General features: G+C 49.4%; 11 protein-coding genes. 8 read left to right on the forward strand and 3 right to left on the reverse strand.

The window, feature by feature from the left end:
- Window positions 1-46: 46 nt before the first annotated feature.
- From LZD49_RS01465 to LZD49_RS01490, 6 genes are all read left to right on the forward strand, one after another.
- The gene (locus tag LZD49_RS01465) at window positions 47-1342 is read left to right on the forward strand and encodes an esterase-like activity of phytase family protein (protein ID WP_234665532.1); all 1296 of its coding nucleotides are present in this window, start codon (window positions 47-49) and stop codon (window positions 1340-1342) included.
- 69 nt (window positions 1343-1411) lie between these two features.
- Window positions 1412-2278: a hypothetical protein gene (locus tag LZD49_RS01470; protein ID WP_234665533.1), complete on the forward strand. Its 867-nt coding sequence runs from the start codon at window positions 1412-1414 to the stop codon at window positions 2276-2278.
- Window positions 2279-2445: 167 nt separating this feature from the next.
- Window positions 2446-5781 carry a TonB-dependent receptor gene (locus tag LZD49_RS01475; RefSeq protein WP_234665534.1) on the forward strand — a complete coding sequence of 1112 codons (3336 nt, stop codon included), beginning with the start codon at window positions 2446-2448 and terminating at the stop codon, window positions 5779-5781.
- Between the two features lie 13 nt (window positions 5782-5794).
- Window positions 5795-7336, forward strand: a complete 1542-nt coding sequence (locus LZD49_RS01480) for a RagB/SusD family nutrient uptake outer membrane protein (RefSeq protein ID WP_234665535.1) — start codon at window positions 5795-5797, stop codon at window positions 7334-7336.
- 89 nt (window positions 7337-7425) lie between these two features.
- On the forward strand, window positions 7426-8010 hold the full coding sequence (locus tag LZD49_RS01485; RefSeq protein ID WP_234665536.1) for a Crp/Fnr family transcriptional regulator: 585 nt from the start codon (window positions 7426-7428) through the stop codon (window positions 8008-8010).
- A gap of 74 nt (window positions 8011-8084) precedes the next feature.
- On the forward strand, window positions 8085-8819 hold the full coding sequence (locus LZD49_RS01490) for an SDR family oxidoreductase (RefSeq protein WP_234665537.1): 735 nt from the start codon (window positions 8085-8087) through the stop codon (window positions 8817-8819).
- On the opposite strand, the gene LZD49_RS01495 is transcribed toward LZD49_RS01490, so the two are convergent.
- The gene (locus LZD49_RS01495) at window positions 8820-9572 is read right to left on the reverse strand and encodes a DeoR/GlpR family DNA-binding transcription regulator (RefSeq protein ID WP_234665538.1); all 753 of its coding nucleotides are present in this window, start codon (window positions 9570-9572) and stop codon (window positions 8820-8822) included. It lies immediately after the preceding gene.
- A 140-nt stretch (window positions 9573-9712) separates the two neighbouring features.
- Here LZD49_RS01495 and LZD49_RS01500 point away from each other — a divergent pair, with 140 nt between their 5' ends.
- Entirely contained in the window at window positions 9713-10078 is a 366-nt protein-coding gene (locus LZD49_RS01500; protein WP_234665539.1) for a DUF4406 domain-containing protein, read from the forward strand.
- On the opposite strand, the gene LZD49_RS01505 is transcribed toward LZD49_RS01500, so the two are convergent.
- Entirely contained in the window at window positions 10079-11443 is a 1365-nt protein-coding gene (locus LZD49_RS01505; RefSeq protein WP_234665540.1) for a sensor histidine kinase KdpD, read from the reverse strand.
- An 89-nt stretch (window positions 11444-11532) separates the two neighbouring features.
- On the reverse strand, window positions 11533-13950 hold the full coding sequence (locus tag LZD49_RS01510; RefSeq protein ID WP_234665541.1) for a TonB-dependent receptor domain-containing protein: 2418 nt from the start codon (window positions 13948-13950) through the stop codon (window positions 11533-11535).
- Between the two features lie 113 nt (window positions 13951-14063).
- Here LZD49_RS01510 and LZD49_RS01515 point away from each other — a divergent pair, with 113 nt between their 5' ends.
- Window positions 14064-17816, forward strand: coding sequence for a two-component regulator propeller domain-containing protein (locus LZD49_RS01515; RefSeq protein ID WP_234665542.1), 3753 nt, complete (start codon window positions 14064-14066; stop codon window positions 17814-17816).
- Window positions 17817-17996: the final 180 nt, after the last annotated feature.

The raw sequence follows: 17996 nt of genomic DNA on the forward strand, positions 1-17996 counted from the left end.
GGTAAAATGGGCCAGTGTAGTTTTACGCAAACTAATCTGGATATAGATGAAACCCTTTTTACTTTCCCTCATTTCTACGGCGGCTGCCGTGGCAGTATTGAATAGCTGTACCGACCATGGCCTGCCTTCCGATAGTTATCCTGCCAGGGCCGAAGCCCAGAACCCAAAGATCATCACGGAAGTCGGTAATGTGAAAGTCTACAACGGCGGCTTCGGATCTGCTTTGGTGCAGGATCCAAACGACCACATGGCATTTTACCTTCTGACCGACCGCGGTTCCAATATCGACGGCAAGGTGGCGGATTCCAAAGTCTTCGCCGATCCGAGCTTCGCTCCGCAAATCGGCAGGTTCAGGTTGCAAGGCGACCAACTGATTCTGGATAAAATCATTGAACTGAAAAACGAGAAAGGGGAAAAGTTAAATGGCCTCCCTAATCCTCCGGGATTTGGTTATAGTGGCGAGCTGGCGCTGGATGTGCTTAACAACACATTACCGAACAACATCGATGGCCTGGATTCCGAGGGTATGGCGCTTGCCAAGGATGGCACATTCTGGGTGAGCGACGAGTACGGCCCGCATCTTGTGCATTTCGACAAAGATGGAAATACGCTTGAACGTATCAATCCATTCGGTAACGGTTTCGGAAACCGCAGAATTCCGCTGGTTTTTGCCAAAAGACGTCCTAACCGTGGAATGGAGGGCCTTACGATCACGCCAGATGGTAAAACGCTGGTGGGCATCATGCAATTCCCGCTGTACAACCCCTCCGCCGCAGATATTTCGGGCTCATTGGTGACGCGTATCCTTGTTTTTGACATTGTTACCGGCGTTAGCAAAGAATATGTGTATCTCATCGACCGCGCTAATTTGCAGGCTAACAGCGAAATCGTTGCGGTTGACAATACAACCTTCCTTGTCCTCGAACGCGATGGTGAATATGCCACCGACGCGAACCGGGCAACGGTGATCAAAAAGGTGTACAAGGTGGATATCGGAAATGCTACTGACATTACCGATCCAGCCAACGGCGTGAATGGCAAACTGTTTGGTGGCCTTACCGTGGAGCAGCTGAAAACGGCGGCGAACCTGACTGCTAATGGTATCAAGCCGGTAACAAAGACGCTCGTTGCTGACCTGATGACCGATATCCCGACCCTTTACCCACATGACAAGGCCGAAGGTATTGCGATCATTAACTCAACCACCATTGCGATTTCGAACGATGATGACTTTGGCGTAGTGGGAAGCGGCGGTATCTACACCCAGAAGATCCTGCAAGGCACCGGTCTCGTCGACCGCAATACCATTTACTTCGTGAAACTGAAACAACCTCTTTGGTAAGTAGTTAACATTTTTTGTACGGGTGCAGGGCTTCGCTCTGCACTCTTTTTTATTAATAGTAAATTGATTATGAGATTATTGAAATTACTGGCTGTCGCAGCAATTCCCGCATTCATCGTTCCCGGCAAGCCGGATGTATCGCTGGTTTCGTCCCGCACGATCGATTCGTTGGGCGCCTGCCAGGGTGCGTCTTTTATGGATGGCAAGGTTTACCTCTACGGTGACCGGGAGGTGGGTATGATTCGAGAATACCACCCAGAGGCCGACTCATTGCATTACACAGGCAAGGAAGTGAAGCTGACTGTTGCAGGCAAGGATGTGATCAACCATCCGACGGGCATTGCGCGCCACGGAAAGTTGCCGGTTTTTGTGGGTAACAGCATTCGCCTCAATACGGAAGGGACGTTATGGAAAGCGGAGATTTACGAGGTGGATTGGAAGGGGATGCTCAAAGCCGGCAATCTCGATGGCCACCTGATCCGGACGATCGAGGATGATGCCTGCATTCAGGGGACGCGTCCGGAATATGTTGAATATAATGGCAAATGGTATGTAGCCACAGCCGATTACGGCGACAAGCGCAATGAGGTGCGTTTGTATGACCCCGCGGTTTTGCAAAAAGTAGATAAAACGAGCGCTCCTGGCGTGCTGGTAAAGAAGTTTAGTTGCGGGCCTTGGGTACAGAACCTGCATTGGGTGCCGGAGAAGGGTATTTTAGTATTAATCCAAAACCAGATCGAGGGGCGCAGGTGGCGCTTTACGTTTGTCGATTTGAAAAAATCACTGGAAAAGGGAGAGCAGGTCGTGCTGAGTTCGGTGGATATCGACAAGGCCGATGAACTCGAAGGTTTCACATTCACCGGTTCGGCATCCAAGGGGATAGCCGTGACTTCTTCGCGTAAAAGTAACGTTCATCAAGTACATGTGAGCTGGTAGTCGGTTACTTCCGTTTCTTTAAAATTTTACATTTTCATAATAAACACGTTCTATTCACTTAATAGTCAAAAAATACCTTTACGCTCGATTTTTGAGCACGAAGCGTAGGGCTGTTAAAGTGATTTGTAACGTGTTTTCTTGTTTTTGTTAAATTTTTTAAAATTATTATGAAGAAACTGATACTGCCAATTGTTCCGTTGGTTTTGACAGGGATCCTGGTTTTTAGTCCGGGCAGGCATGCAGTGGCTTCCGGTAAAAAAGGCCGGATGATGATGGAGAGGCCGACGCGCGTATTAAATGTGACGGGTAAAGTGGTGGACGAAACCGGACAACCGTTGCTGGGTGTGACGGTTTTAGAAAAAGGAACCAACAAAGGTACAGTTACCGATGCCGCGGGCAGTTTCTCGCTGGAAACTGCATCGGGTTCAACGCTTGTGTTTTCTTTTGTAGGGTTTATTGCCCAGGAAGTAGTGGTTTCAGGTAATGCGCCATTGGCCATTACTTTGAAACAGGACGCCATGATGCTCAACGAGTTTGTGGCGGTAGGTTATTCGACCATGCGCAAAAGCGACCTTACCGGCGCAATTTCCAGCGTGAAGGCAAAAGAACTGAACCTGACGACGCCGACGATCGGTCAGGCATTGGTAGGTAAAGTGGCCGGGGTGCAGATCTCGCAGGTCAGCGGCGCGCCTTACGTGGGCACGAAGATACGTGTACGTGGCGTAGGCTCCGTGAACGCAAGTTCCGATCCTTTGTATGTGGTCGACGGTTACCCGGCTGGTAACGATGTTTTTATCAACCCGAATGACATTGAGTCGATTGACATCCTCAAAGACGCGGCTTCGGCGGCTATTTATGGTTCACGTGCGGCTGGTGGTGTTGTTTTGATCACCACAAAAAGAGGTAAGGAAGGAAAAGGAAGACTGGAATACGAATACCAATTTGGCATACATCAATTGAGCAAAAAGGTAGGTCTGTTGAATGCCTCAGAATTCGGTCAATTGGTGATCGATGGCCGGAATGCCAGCTACCGCGACCTGATGGTAAATGCCGGTAAAACATGGAGCGACGGCATGTATTCCGACGACAATGCTACCCGTATCAAAAACGTGGGTAATGCAGGTTCTGTCAGTATTCCAACGGATCTGTACGACTTTGCCAATCAGCAACTGATCACCCCCAAATACAATACCGACTGGCAGGATGAGCTTTACCGCAATGCACCTGTGCATCGTCATAACGTCTCGTTTTCAGGTGGCAAGAATGGCTTGCGCTATGCAATCAGCGGTGGGCAGCTCAACCAACAGGGGATTATCCTGAGCACCGGCCAGCAGCGTACGAATTTCCGTACCAACCTGGATGCCGATATCAACAAGAAGCTGAAAGTGGGTGCCAACCTCGCATTTACCTACAACACCAACCGCGAAGTGCAGGAAGGTCGTTTCGATAAAGGCCCCATTCTCGGAGCGTTAATTTACATGCCGATTTTCAAGGCTTACAATGAGGATGGAAGCCTTGCCAAAAACGAAGCAGCTGCACTGAGCTCGGCTTACGGTTATCAATCCATTGAAAACCCGGTGGCATTGGCGACCGAAACGCATATTAACCGCAAGGGCCAGCGTGGTACATTCAACGGTTTCGCAACCTATGAGATCATTCCGGATCTTAATTTTAAAGTCAACCTGGGTTTGCAGACTTATAATGAGAAATACGAGTTCTATGCTCCGACAAGTCTGAGTAGCGGTGCCAATCCTCCGGGATCACCGCAGGCGATCGCAGCAGCAAACGCGGTGGCCCAAAGCACGACCCAGATGGACAAGCTTGCTGAATTTACATTGAACTACAAAAAACAGCTTGGCAAGCATAGCATCGACGGATTGATCGGTTATACGGCCCAGGAAAATAACCGTGACATAATTTCGGTAACCGCACGCGGGTTCTCTAACGATCGCATTGAGGAAATTACCGGAAAAGGAGCAGATGCAACCCTTTTCGCGCTGAATACCGGAACCGATCAGACCGGCAAGGTGAACTGGACTTTGCTTTCTTACCTGGCACGCGCCGCGTATAACTATGACGGCAAGTATTACCTGACGGCCACTTTCCGCACCGATGGTTCGTCGCGCTTTGGGCCGAACAACCGCTGGGGTAATTTCCCGTCGGTTTCTGCCGGCTGGAACATTTCGAACGAGCAATTCTATAAGGATGCTTTGGGCGACAAATCGACAATGAAACTCCGCGCGAGCTGGGGATTGAGCGGTAACAATAACATTGGTAATTACAACTTCCTCCAAACGATGGCAACGCCGGGCGGGGTGGTTTACGGAAATGGTTCGGTAAATACGGCAATGTGGGCGACGGGTATCAAAGACCTGAACCTGGGTTGGGAATCGACTTCGCAGTACAACTTCGGTGCTGACCTTGGCCTGTTCAATGACCGTCTGTCGATCATGGCGAACTATTATATCAGCCGTTCTTTCAACCTGTTGTTCAACCAGCCATTGTCGGCCATCTCAGGCGCTTCGACGATCCTGACCAACCTGAGAAACTCGAAGGTGCAGAACAAAGGAATCGACTTGCAATTGGATGCCCGCGTGATCTCGACACAGGATTTTGACCTGAATGTGAGCGGTAATATCTCCGTGAACCGTAACAAAGTACTCGATATGGGTGGCGCGAGCACGATCATCACCAATGGGGCCGAGCGTTCGTACCTGACGCATATTACGCAGGAAGGCCAGCCGATCGGTATGTTTTATGGTTTTAAGGTGAAAGGCATGGTGCGTGAGTCGGATATGGAAAACCTGGCGGCTGATGCAGCAGCCTTCAACTCTTCGACACAATCGTACCCGGCCGGTTATCAGCTAAAAGGTCCTGCGCGCTCGACAGCTTCCACCAACCCGCTTCGTCCTGGCGACCTGTATTTCGAAGATGTCAATAATGACGGCGTGGTGAACGATGCCGACAAGCGTGTCATCGGTTCGCCGCATGCAAAATTCACATACGGCTTTGCCATTACCGCGAATTATAAAAACTTCGATTTCAGCTCTTCGTTCAACGGAACTTACGGTAATAAGGTGCTCGACGGCCAGGATTACTACGTCTACAATATGGAAGGCTCGGGTAACCAGTACAAAAAAGTGGCCAATCGCTACCGTTCGGAATCGCAACCGGGTGATGGTAAAGTGTATCGCGCCTCACGTGGAGGTACGCAAAGCAACAGCACACGTTTGTCGACCTTCTATTTGCAGGACGGCTCATTCCTGAGATGTACCAACCTGACATTGGGCTACAACATGGCCAGCATTGGCAGCCTGACCAACAATGCCATCAGCGCATTGCGCCTGTATGTGGGCGTGGACAATGCCTTTACTTTGACCAAATACTTGGGTTATAACCCCGAGGTGGATTACAACAACGGTGCTAACCTGACGCCGGGTGTCGATTACGGAAAATATCCGCTCGCACGTGCCTACAACATCGGTGCCCGTATTACATTTTAAGCAGTAGAGAGAGATGATCAAGCGCAAATACATATTCAATACCTTATTTTCCGCGTTCGGACTGGTGGCCTTCGCAGGTTGTTCCAATCATTTCCTGGATCAGGAAAACCCCAATGCGGTGTCTGCTCCGACCTTTTACCGCACGCCGGATGACGTGGCGCTGGCTGTAAACGGAATTTACAACTCGCTGCGCGACGGTACCGGTATCGGTGAGAATAGCGGGTTGTACAGCGAAGAACGTTCGGACAATACCGGTCGTAACGACAACCAGTCGAATGCCGGCGAGCCTTTCCAGTTCAACGACTTTTCGTTGCTGCCCAGCAATACTTACCTGAAATCGCACTGGCTGACGCTGTTCCAGATGGTGACGCGCTGTAACCAGGTGCTTTCGGGCATCGAACGCGTCACATTTGCGGATAACAACCTGAAAGAGCAATACAAGGCCGAAGCGAAGTTTGTGCGTGCATTGACTTACTTCCACCTCGTGCGTAAATGGGGCGATGTGCCTTTGGTAACCAAAGAACTCCTCAGCACCGACGAAGTGAATGCGGCTACTTTCCGTGAAAAACAGGATGTGGTTTACAATCAGATCGTGCAGGATTTGAAAGATGCCGTAGGCTCGACATTGCCGGATAGTCAGACAGCCAATACCAAAGGCAAGGCTACCAAAAGTGCTGCCAACGCATTGCTGGGCCAGGTGTACCTGACCATGGCAAGCACGCTCGACGCAGCCAACCGCACGGCCAACCTGAACGAAGCTAAAAAATACCTGATGGCTTCCTATAATTTGCGTTCTTTTGGCGCATTGAAGGAAATCCCTTACGCCGATGTGTTTGATGTGGCTAAAAAATCGACCAACGCCGAGATCATTTTCCAGATCGTGAACAAGCAGGGCGATATTACCTTCTCATCGTCGATCGCGCGTAATAACCAGGCGAAAGGCGAAACGATCAACTCTTTGTTCGCATCTTCGGGCTCTGGTGGTAATGTCACGCCGGACCTTGTGCAGGATTACGAAGCGGGCGATGGGAGAAAGGACTTCTCGATCAAGTACGCCAACGATCCGATCGTAAAGGATTATTTTATCACCAAATACCGCGACGCCAGCTCGGCAGCGAGTACCAATGGCTATGGAGGCAACGACTGGATCTTGCTCCGCTACGCCGACGTGATATTGATGCTTGCGGAGGTGAATATGCAATTGGGTGACGAACCAGCCGCTATCGCATTTCTGGATCAGGTACGTGAACGTGCAGGCTTGCCGACCTATGCAGTTTCCAAAGCCAACGCGGCCTATGCGGCGAATTATCCTACATTGAAACTCGCTATTCTGCACGAGCGCCGTGTGGAGCTGGCATTCGAAAACCACCGCTGGTTTGACCTGCTGCGTTTCTTCACGACCGATGAGCTGGTGGCTTATTTCAAAAGCAAAAAGCAGGAAAATTTCGGCATCGCAAAGCTCAGCAACTTTGGTAAAAAAGACCGGTATTATCCGATTCCGTTTGACGAAAACAAACTGAACCCGGAGAAAATGTACCAGAACGAAGGTTACTGACGACTAAACCGACTATACCATGCCCTGCGTCTTCAAAAGCGCAGGGTATTTTTTGTTGATAGAGGTTATTATATTTGAATACAATTCTAATGCAGATATCCGTGCCTCACCGATTTATTTCTTTTCTTCAACTTACCAAAGCCATCCCGCCGGCCGATCAGGCACTTATCCTGAATGCATTCAAAATACGGGACTTCCGGGAAGGCGATGTACTGTTCAAAGGCGGGAAAGTTTGCCAGGAAATGTTCTTTGTGCTGAATGGCGTGCTGCGTATCATGGTTACCAATGAAAAAGGCAACGAAATAACGCACTACTTCTTAAAGGAAAATCAGTTTTGCACGATCCTGAACAGTTTTAACAACCATATGATGGCCCACGAAAGCATCTGTGCGGCTTGCCCTGTGCAGGTTTTAAGCATTACAAGGGCTGAGCTGTTCACACTTTACACCCGTGTTCCCTATCTGAAAGCGATGATCGACATGATCAACCACCAGACATTGCTCGAAAAGATACAGGTCCGGAATGCGTATCTTGGGCAAGACTCGGCTATGCGTTACCAGCAGTTTCTGATACGGCAGTCGGATATTGCCACGCGGGTGCCGCTTTCTGATATCGCTTCCTACCTTGGCATTACGCCGCAATCGCTGAGCCGGATCCGGCGGAATCTGCGCTAAACCCGTTTTTACCATTTGTTAAGTGCTTTGGCTGCCCGACAGGGGAAATTTGTATTGTCAAAACATTTAAAACAATGGATAATTTGAATTTCTCACTAGAAGGTAAAAAAGTAGTGATCCTGGGCGGAAGTTCGGGAATAGGTTTGGCTGTGGCCCAAGCGGCGGCGGCGGAAGGCGCGCAGGTGATCATTGTGTCGAGCAATGCGGCGCGGGTGCAGCGTGCGGTGGCGGAATTACCCGGCACAGGCCTTGGAATGCAGGCCGACTTGTCGGACGAAGCATCCGTGAAACGGCTTTTTGAGGAAATAAGCACGCTGGATCATCTGGTTTTTACGGCGGGAGAAAATCTGCTGCTGGGGAATATCTCGGAAACGGAAATCGGAACGGCCCGTGAATTTTTCAATCTGCGTTACTGGGGTGCTTTTGCAGCGGTGAAATACGCGGCCCCGCGCATGAACGCGGGCGGCTCGTTCGTACTTACAGGCGGGATCGCAAGCCCGCGTCCGAATGCAGGCTGGGCGATAGGTGCAAGCATCTGCGCGGCCATGGAAGGATTTACCCGTGCCATGGCTGTCGAACTGGCACCCTTGCGGGTGAACCTCGTTTCGCCGGGCATTATCCGTACCAACTTGTGGTCGGGGATGGGAGACACTGAGCGTGATGCATTTTATGAAAATGTGGCCAATGCATTGCCGGTACGCCATGTAGGAGAAGCCGAACAGGTGGCGCAGGCTTATATATACCTGATGAAACAGCCGTTTAGCACGGGCCAGATCCTGGTCACCGACGGCGGCGCGGTGCTGGTTTAATTATTCCGCAACCTCCACATTTACACCTTGTTGTCGCAATGCATCGACCTTTTCAGAGTCGGAATCGGTGATGAGGGTATGGATCGCCGAAAGCTCCGCGAACTTCACATAACTATCCTTGCCGATCTTGGAAGCATCGCAAAGCAGCATTACCTGGCCGGCGTTGCGGATAAATGCCGTTGTAATGGTCGATTCGTGCTCGCTGTGTGCGGTAAGCCCGTTTTCAGCGGATAGCCCGTCCACGCCGATGAATGCTTTATGCGCATGATAGCCATTGATGTGCTGCACAGCCTTTTCTCCGTGGATGGCCTTCCGGGCCTTGTTTAGCTCTCCGCCGATGAGGTTGATCTGGATCGACGGTACGTCGATCAGCTCAGCCAGAATGGGCAAGGAGTTAGTAATGACGCGAATACTTTTCTTTTTAAGGAACCGGCACATTTGGAAAACGGTGCTGCCGCAGTCAAGAAAAATGATGTCGCCATCCTGCACGCAGGAGGCGGCATTTTCTGCGATACGTTCTTTGGTGGAATTATTCACCCCCGACTTTTCCTGAAACCCGGTTAATACCTGATTCTCCATTTTCATAGCGCCTCCATGTGTGCGCAGGAGGAGCCCCTCCTCGGCAATGTCACCCAGGTCGCGGCGGATCGTGGCCGGAGATGCCACCAGTATTTCTGCCAGTTCGAATACGCTCAGGCTCTCGGCCTGATCCAATGCGGCCAATATTTTCTTCTTTCTTTCTTGGAAGTTCATCTTAAATGATTAATTTTGATCAAAAATAATCAATACTGATTAAAATTAATCAAATCTATTAGCCATGATTGGTTCAATGCTCGCCAAAAGTAGCATATCTGATCATTTTAAATAAAAACAATCACTTAATTCAATTAGCCATGAGCAACTTAATGATCCTGGTGGCCGGTCCCTACCGATCGGGAACCAATGACGACCCCGCCTTAATGCAGAAAAACCTTGATTACCTTGAATCAGTAACGTTGCAACTCTTTCGTGCAGGGCATTTGCCGGTAATCGGGGAGTGGGTAGCATTGCCACTATTGAAACTTGCGGGATCTAAAGTGCCTGGTGATGGGCCTTATGAGGAAATTCTGTACCCGGTGGCCGAGCGCCTTTTGCATAAATGTGATGCAATCCTCCGGCTGGAAGGCGAATCCAAAGGTGCCGACGAAGATGTACGGATAGGGAAGGAGCGCGGCTTGCAGATCTTTTACCATCTCGCCGATGTGCCAGGTTGCGCGTAATCAGAGCAGGTTGCGCTGCCGGGCTTTGTTCTTGTCGAACATCGGCACCGAAATGTAGAAGCAACTACCCTGATCGGGTGTGCTTTCCAACCAAATCTTGCCATTCTGGGCCTTGATGAACTCCATACAGAGCATCAGGCCCAGACCAACACCTTTCTCATTGTCGGTCCCGAAGGTAGATTCCACATTCAGTGAAAAGATGGATTGCTGCTTTTCCGGGGACATTCCAATGCCGTCGTCTTTTACGGTAATGAGGCAATTGTTGCCTTGTACCTCGGCTTTTACCGTAATGTGCCCTCCCATGTGCGTGAATTTGATCGCATTACCGATGATGTTCCGCAGGATGAGCTGCATCATGTCGCTGTCGGCATAGATGGTTGCCGACGGATCGAAATAGTAAGCCAGACTGATATTTTTGCGGGCGGCAATATTGCGTTCGAGGGTCAGTGTTGGCTCAAAAAGCGCATGTACGTTCAGTTGTTCCATATGCGCCAGAACACCGTGCAATTGGGATTTCGACCAGTCGAGCAGCTTCGACAACATGGCCATGGTGTTCTTGGTAGAGTTGAGCAGGTCGTTCTCGATGTCAAGCTTTTGTTCTTCATCGAGCTCGTGCTGGGTGAGTAGTTCCAGGAAGTTCTGGATGCTGGCCAGGGGCGACCGCAGGTCGTGCGCAACGATGGACATCAATTTATTTTTCTCCGCATTCAGCTTTTCAAGTTCCTCATTCTGCCGCACGATCTGCCAGTTCTGCAGTTCGATCGCCTTTGAATTTTCAAGTGTCAATTCTTTTTCGCGCTCGTAACTGCCCCGGATGTAATGAATGCAGAAATACGTGATCGTGGCGACCACCACATAGGCGGACATATGGTCGACAAAACGGTTGGAGCGGGTGGTGTAGGTGTCGGGCACCAGGTGTGGGTAGTAGAACTCGACAAGGTTTAGAATGATCAGGATCGTGACGTTGACGGGAATCCAGACCTTATACTGATCTGCGGGACTGATCGCAATGCTGAGAAGCAGGAATAGCAGGAAAAAGAGGTCGGTAGGCCCGCGCATGCCGGCGTTCAGGAAATAATTGACAGTAAACAGTGAGAGACCAACCACGTTGCAAAGCAATGTGCTGACGTTCACCATGTGTTTAAACCTCGACGCATAGTAGAATCCCGCCGCGATGAGCAACACGACAAGGCTGACCAATGCAACTTTGGGCAATCCTATCGCGTAGTTAAATGGGATATTATAAATCAGTGCGAAAATTGAGATCAGGCATACCGAGTGGAATATCCGGGCGTTCAGGGGAAAGACTGACGGGTCACCGGATAGCTTAATCCAAGTTCGGTAGAGTGAATCTTTAAGAGGCAAGATGTGCAGGGTTTCGTTCCTGCAAATATAATATACGCATTTTCATTAAGCACAAGTAGAATTAATATTAATTAATCTGTGGAAAATCCCTAACCTTTGATGCGGTTCAATTCATCTTCCGACCCTGACCTGCGGTTACGCGCCGCTTTTATTTCCTTGCTTCCGAATCGGTAGTTGAAGTTTACACGCAGCATTTGTCCTTCAAATCGGAAGCGTAAACGCGTTTCTATTCCCGCATATGCAGAGGTGTAACCGCCACGGGCGGTATGGAAAACGTCGCTGAATGTCATTTTCAAACTGGCATTTTCCTTCCAGAACTTCTTCTGCACACCTACATCCACCATACCCATTTGCCAATTGTAGTCGATGCGGCGGTAAGGTGAGTTGTACCAGCCCGAGAGCTCTACCATCCAGTTGTTTTTGAGCTTGAATGTGTTCTGACCGTTCAGGTTGAATGCGGTTGTGCGGTTATTGACGACGATCCCATTATCGAGCGAGGCTTTCCAGAGGTTGTGGTATGCGCTCACGTTGAAATTAAACTCCCACCATTTGGTAATCGGCCTGGTAATGCTGACGTCGAGGCTGAACCCTTGCGAATAATCGAGGTTTTGGGTGATAAAGTAGGTGCGGCTACTGTCGTACGGAATGCGCAACCCTACGACCGGGAATTTTGTTCTGCGGTATCCAAGCGATGTTGTCAGTATTCCCTTGTAAACATGTGATAGCTTGAAACTATTCGCATATTCGGGTTTCAGGAACGGGTTGCCTTTTGAATACACCAGTTCGTCGATGCGGTATTCGAACGGATTGAGGTTCTGGTAACTTGGGCGGTTGATGCGCCGGCTGTAATTGAGATTCCAGGTGTGGTTTTTAGACGCGCGGAATGATATGGCACCGCTCGGAAAGAAGCTGAGGTAGGTTGTATCTACTTTATCGAGGTCGTTGTGCTTGTAGCTGGTCAGGTCGCCGAGTGATTTGGTCCGTTCGGCGCGCAGGCCAGCCTGAACGTCCCATTTTTTGCCAAGCGAAATATTGTAATTGATATAAGCCGCATAAACGCGTTCGAGGTATTTGAACCGGTTGCTTCGGTTGGTATCAATCACCTCCGTATTCTGCAATACGTTGTAGAAATTGAATGTGTTATCCGATTTGACATCCGACAGTTTAACCCCATAACCCAGTTTTCCCTTTTTAAATGGCTGCTCGTAATCAACCTTAAACGATTTGATCGTGATATCGACGGGCGTTTTGGTCACATAATTCCGCTCGATCGGCTCGTCGCTGGTGGTTTGGAACTGGTATTTATTGGGCTGGTAACTGATCCCGCGTGAGGAGAAAATGCCGTAGTCTGTGTCGATGTTCAGCTCGTGACCGGTAGTGTCGGCATAGCGGTAGTTCACATTCACATTCAGGTTCTTATTCTTCTCCGGGTTCGAAGTCCGTGACGACAGGATCAGCGAATCGGCTGTCAGATTGTTGCGTTTGCTAATGAATGTCTCGCTTTCCCCGCCACCGTTGTGGTTGCTAAGGCGTCCGTTCGCGCTGAAACCGAGGGTGTTTTTAGAATTAATAAAATAATCCGCCCCGATTTTGGCGCTGTGGGTGGTATCGCGCCAGATCCCTTTCCATAATTTGTTGTAGGCTACATTGTTCAGGATTTGGTCGTCGTAGGTGGTATTATGCCATGCGCCCTGGTTGAAGCCGTAGTTGCCGAAGATGTTGACCTTCTTGTCGCGGTGGTTTAGGTTGAGGGACGCGTTGTATTTTGGGGTTATACCAAACATGCCGCCCAGGCTGATATTGCCATTGGTACCAAGCTTCGCGTTCTTTTTCAGGCGAATATTGATAATGCCCAGGTCGCCGGCCGCATCGAATTTGGCAGATGGGTTCGTAATGATTTCGATCGCTTCGATATCGGCCGAATTCATGCTTTTGAGCGTCGATGCAAGGTCTTTTCCAGCAAGCGGCGACGGGCGTCCGTCGATGTAAATGCGGACACCGGTTTTGCCGCGTACCAGAATATTTTCGTCCCTGTCAACCTGCACGCCGGGCGACCTTTGCAGCAGATCGAGCGCGTTTGAACCGGTTGCATTGATGCTGGCCTCGACATTGAAGACCATTCGATCATTCTTGACTTCGATCAACGGCTTTGTGCCGGTTACTTTCACCTCATTCAACTGTTTGGCTTCCGGAGCCATTGTGATCGCAGGCAGATTCACATCCCGGCCAGACACATCGAACGTCGCGGAGTTGTGTAATTGCTGACCTACGGCCGAAATACGAAGAAAATATTTGCCTTCGCTGACCCCGGTGATTTTAAATGCGCCCTGCTCATCGGCCACATCGGCCTTAACAAGTGTAGAATCTTTGGATTGATTGACAGAGACTGCCGCAAAGCCGACGGGTTCATTTTGCTGGTTTTTGACGAGGCCGGTTATAGTGAACGTCTGAGCGAAACTGGCTAAGGAAGTTCCGCAAATTAGCAGGCTGAGTAAAGTTTTTTTCATAGATGGCTAATATTCGTATAGGGCAAAGAGTAGGAATCACTTTTAATGTTGCATTAGGGCACATTTTTTCTACTTTTAACTAACGTTTCTATCTATCACTGAATGAAGTGCCCATGAAAGCTGTTCGCCTGGGAGCAGTTTTATTGCTCCTCTTATGCTTTCAAGCGATGTATGCGCAGGAAGTCGCGCTCAGGTTTCGCAGGCTGACCACCGATCAGGGATTATCGCAAAGCCATGTAAGTGCAATCCTGAAAGACAGCAGCGGTTTTATGTGGTTCGCCACAGAAGACGGGCTCAACCGGTTTGACGGATACAAATACACCCATTACAAGCACGATCCCGCCAATCCGAAATCGATCAACGATAGTTTTGTGTTGTCACTTCTCGACGACGAAAAAGGGCAAATGTGGGTGGGTACCTCCACCGGGCTCGACCGTTACGATCGCGACACCGATACTTTTATTCACCATCCCCATCCACGCAGGAGCCTGGCGATCAATACCATTTTTCGCGACAGCCGGAACCGCATGTGGCTTGGGACCGATCAGGGACTTTATCTGTTTGATCGTGATCGCGGCACTTATCAGCTCTATCGTTATCCGGGCAGGGACGCCCGGGTGGGTAGCGAATTTATAACGAGTATTGCCGAGGGAAAAGACTATGTGCTTTGGGTGGGCACTGAAAAGGGCTTGTTTAAGCTTGACGTGCAATCCGGGAATTATACTGCATATACTCATGGGGCCGGTACATCGGCCGGGCTAAAATCGGACTGGATAAAGGTCTTGAATTTTGACCGGAAAGGCGATCTCTGGGTGGGGACGCATGGTGGAGGAATTGCCCATCTCGACCCCGCCGGAACAATTGTCCATCAGTTTCTGCATGATCCTGCAAACCAGTGGAGTGTCGCACACAACGATATTCTTTCAATGATGGAAGATAAAGCGGGAAAAATCTGGATAGGCACCGAAAACGGCGGCATTAGTGTGTATGACCCGTCAACTGGCCGCTTTACAACGATCCGTAATGACCCCGACGACCGTTATTCGTTGAATAACAATTCGGTTTACGCGATCTATCGCGATAATGCGGAGAACATCTGGATCGGTACATATGCTGGCGGGGTTAATTTTCTTCCCAGATTTGGACCTAAGTTTGCCTCCTATCGCCAGAAACCTAACACGCCTAACAGTTTGAGTAACAATACTGTGCTGGCGATCTGCGGCGATAGCACGGGCAACGACATCTGGATCGGCACCGACGGCGGTGGGTTGAACCGGTTTAACCGGAAAACGAAGACTTTTACATTTTACCGGCACCGCCCAGGCGATCCACAGTCGATATCCAATGACTATGTGATCTCGGTGATCTGGGTGACGAAAGATGTACTCGGCCTCGGTTTCCATAATGGCGGCTTTGATTTTTTCAATGTCAATACCGGGCAGGTAGAGCACCATATTTCAGAAGAAAATAATCCGAACAGTCTGTCGATTTCAGACATCAACAACATGACCCGCGACCGCGACGGCAATATTTGGATTGGGACCTGGAAGGGAGGACTCAATTTTTATGATGTAAAGACAAAAAGATACAGTCATTACCGGCATAACACAGCTGATCCGGCAAGCCTCAGCGGCGATATTGTCACTAGTGTTTTTCAGGACAAAAAAGGAAATATCTGGGTAGGCACATTCAACGGCCTCGATCTGCTGCTGCCTGATCGCAGCGGTTTTCGGCATTATCGCAATAATCCCGAAGACGCCGGCAGCATTTCCCATAACAAAGTACAAACGATCATGGAAGCAGAGAGTGGGAATTTATGGATTGGAACAGTGGGAGGCGGGCTTTGTTATTTTGACAAGAAAAAGCAGGCATTCCAGTCCTACAATGAGAAGGATGGGCTAGCCAGCAGTGTGGTTTTTGCTATTCTGCAAGATCGTAATGAGAATCTCTGGCTGGGTACAAACAAGGGAATATCGAAATTTAATCCGAAGACCAAAACCTTCCGGAATTTCGGAATCGCGGACGGGTTACCCGGCAATGAATTCCGTGACAATTCGCGCTTCATGGCGGTGGACGGGCAGATGTATTTCGGTGGGATCAATGGTTTTATCAGCTTTCATCCCGACAGTCTCCGGTATAACGATTTCGTCCCGCCCGTATACATTACCGGTTTCCAAATATTCAATCAGCAGGTGAACACTGGTGGCAAGGACAATATCCTGAAACAGCAAGTCAGCGTCGCAAAAACCATTACAATAGGGTATGACCAGTCGGTACTTACCTTTGAATTTGCCGCATTGAGCTACACCGTTCCGGAGAAAAACCAATATGCATATTTGCTGGAAGGTTTTGACAAGCATTGGAACTATATAGGAAACAAACGTACCGCTACTTACACCAACCTGGATCCGGGAACATATATATTCAAAGTCAAAGCTTCCAATAATGATGGCTTGTGGAATGAAACCGGGGTATCCATTCAACTGATCATTACCCCGCCTTTCTGGCTCACATGGTGGTTTCGTTTGCTAGGCGTGCTGTTATTGATTGGATTGATCGTGGCTGTATATCGGATCAGGACTTACAGGATTCGAAAGCAAAAGCGCGTATTGGAGCATCAAATCCAGGAACGGACCAATGAGTTGGAACGTGCGATTGGCGAGCAACAGATTCTTGTGGAAAAGGCGGAGTTGGCCAATAGGGCTAAGAGTGCGTTCCTGGCTACGATGAGCCATGAAATTCGGACGCCTATGAACGGGGTGATTGGCCTCGCCTCCCTGCTCTCGGAAACTGATCTTACCGAAGAACAGCGCAATTTTACCAAGTTGATCCAGTCGTCCGGCGAAGACCTCCTGAACGTAATCAACGACATACTCGATATCTCGAAGATCGAATCGGGGAATATGGAGCTGGAAGAAAAGGAGTTTGCACTGAAAACCTATGTTGGCGAGGTAGTCGACTTGTTCAGGGCAAAAACCAATTCGCATCATTTAAACCTGACGTTGAAAATCGATGAAAATGTGCCTTCGCGGATTATTGGGGACCGATTACGGCTCGGACAGATCGTTACCAACCTTGTGGGCAACGCAATCAAGTTCACGCCAAAGGGTGAGGTAAGTGTGTTTGTCTACGTGATCGCGGAAGAGGGGGAAATCATCAAACTTGGATTTGAGATTGCCGACACCGGTATAGGTATTGCGGAGGACAAGCTCGATAAGCTATTCAAGCCCTTTTCACAGGTGGATTCGTCTACGACCCGAAAATACGGCGGCACGGGCCTTGGGCTGGTAATCTGTGAGAAACTGACGACGCTGATGCGAGGTAGCATTTCCGTCGAAAGTAGTTTGAACAAAGGCAGTACCTTCCGCTTTTCGATTACCGCCAAGGTGGCGACTGAGATTCGGGAAAAGATTGAGTCGGCTCGTCGGAAGGAAAATTCCCCTAAAAAGCTTCCCGCTGATTTTGCGGCCCGTTATCCGATGTCGATACTGGTGGCCGAAGACAACAAGGTGAACCAGATTGTGATCATGAACACGTTGAGCAAGCTTGGATACCGCGCCGACCTGGCCCAGAATGGTATGGAAGTGCTTGAACGCGTTTCGGAAATGAGTTATGATGTGATTCTCATGGATATGCAAATGCCGCAAATGGACGGCCTGGAAGCGACGCGGCAAATCAAGGCGAGGAATGTGGCAAATCCATTCATTATTGCCATGACTGCGAATGCATTGCAGCAGGACAAAGAAAAATGTTTCGAAGCCGGAATGGACGATTACCTGAGCAAACCGGTCATACTGGAAGACCTTGTTGACATACTTCAAAAATGGGCGGAAAAGCTGGAAACGCGGCCGTCCGACATGCCTTAATCCCTTGTTTGTATCTGATTTCGACCGCAATTTGTGTTAAACTCATCAGGCAATTGCCTGAAATCGGCAACTGGCTTAATGATACCCATAAAGGGGAATTTAGTGTACTGGAAATACAGGAAGCAAAAAGAGCAGCCGAAGCTGCTCTCTTGCGTTTGTATGATGATGAAGTGCTAGTAA

The organism is Dyadobacter sp. CY261, from assembly GCF_021440085.1.
Lineage (GTDB): Bacteria > Bacteroidota > Bacteroidia > Cytophagales > Spirosomataceae > Dyadobacter.

Coding starts and splice junctions, on each gene's coding strand:
- LZD49_RS01500 (WP_234665539.1), top strand. CDS start 9,713: ATGAGCAACTTAATGATCCTGGTGGCCGGTCCCTACCGATCGGGAACC.
- LZD49_RS01490 (WP_234665537.1), top strand. CDS start 8,085: ATGGATAATTTGAATTTCTCACTAGAAGGTAAAAAAGTAGTGATCCTG.
- LZD49_RS01465 (WP_234665532.1), top strand. CDS start 47: ATGAAACCCTTTTTACTTTCCCTCATTTCTACGGCGGCTGCCGTGGCA.
- LZD49_RS01485 (WP_234665536.1), top strand. CDS start 7,426: ATGCAGATATCCGTGCCTCACCGATTTATTTCTTTTCTTCAACTTACC.
- LZD49_RS01480 (WP_234665535.1), top strand. CDS start 5,795: ATGATCAAGCGCAAATACATATTCAATACCTTATTTTCCGCGTTCGGA.
- LZD49_RS01475 (WP_234665534.1), top strand. CDS start 2,446: ATGAAGAAACTGATACTGCCAATTGTTCCGTTGGTTTTGACAGGGATC.
- LZD49_RS01470 (WP_234665533.1), top strand. CDS start 1,412: ATGAGATTATTGAAATTACTGGCTGTCGCAGCAATTCCCGCATTCATC.
- LZD49_RS01510 (WP_234665541.1), bottom strand. CDS start 13,950: ATGAAAAAAACTTTACTCAGCCTGCTAATTTGCGGAACTTCCTTAGCC.
- LZD49_RS01515 (WP_234665542.1), top strand. CDS start 14,064: ATGAAAGCTGTTCGCCTGGGAGCAGTTTTATTGCTCCTCTTATGCTTT.
- LZD49_RS01495 (WP_234665538.1), bottom strand. CDS start 9,572: ATGAACTTCCAAGAAAGAAAGAAGAAAATATTGGCCGCATTGGATCAG.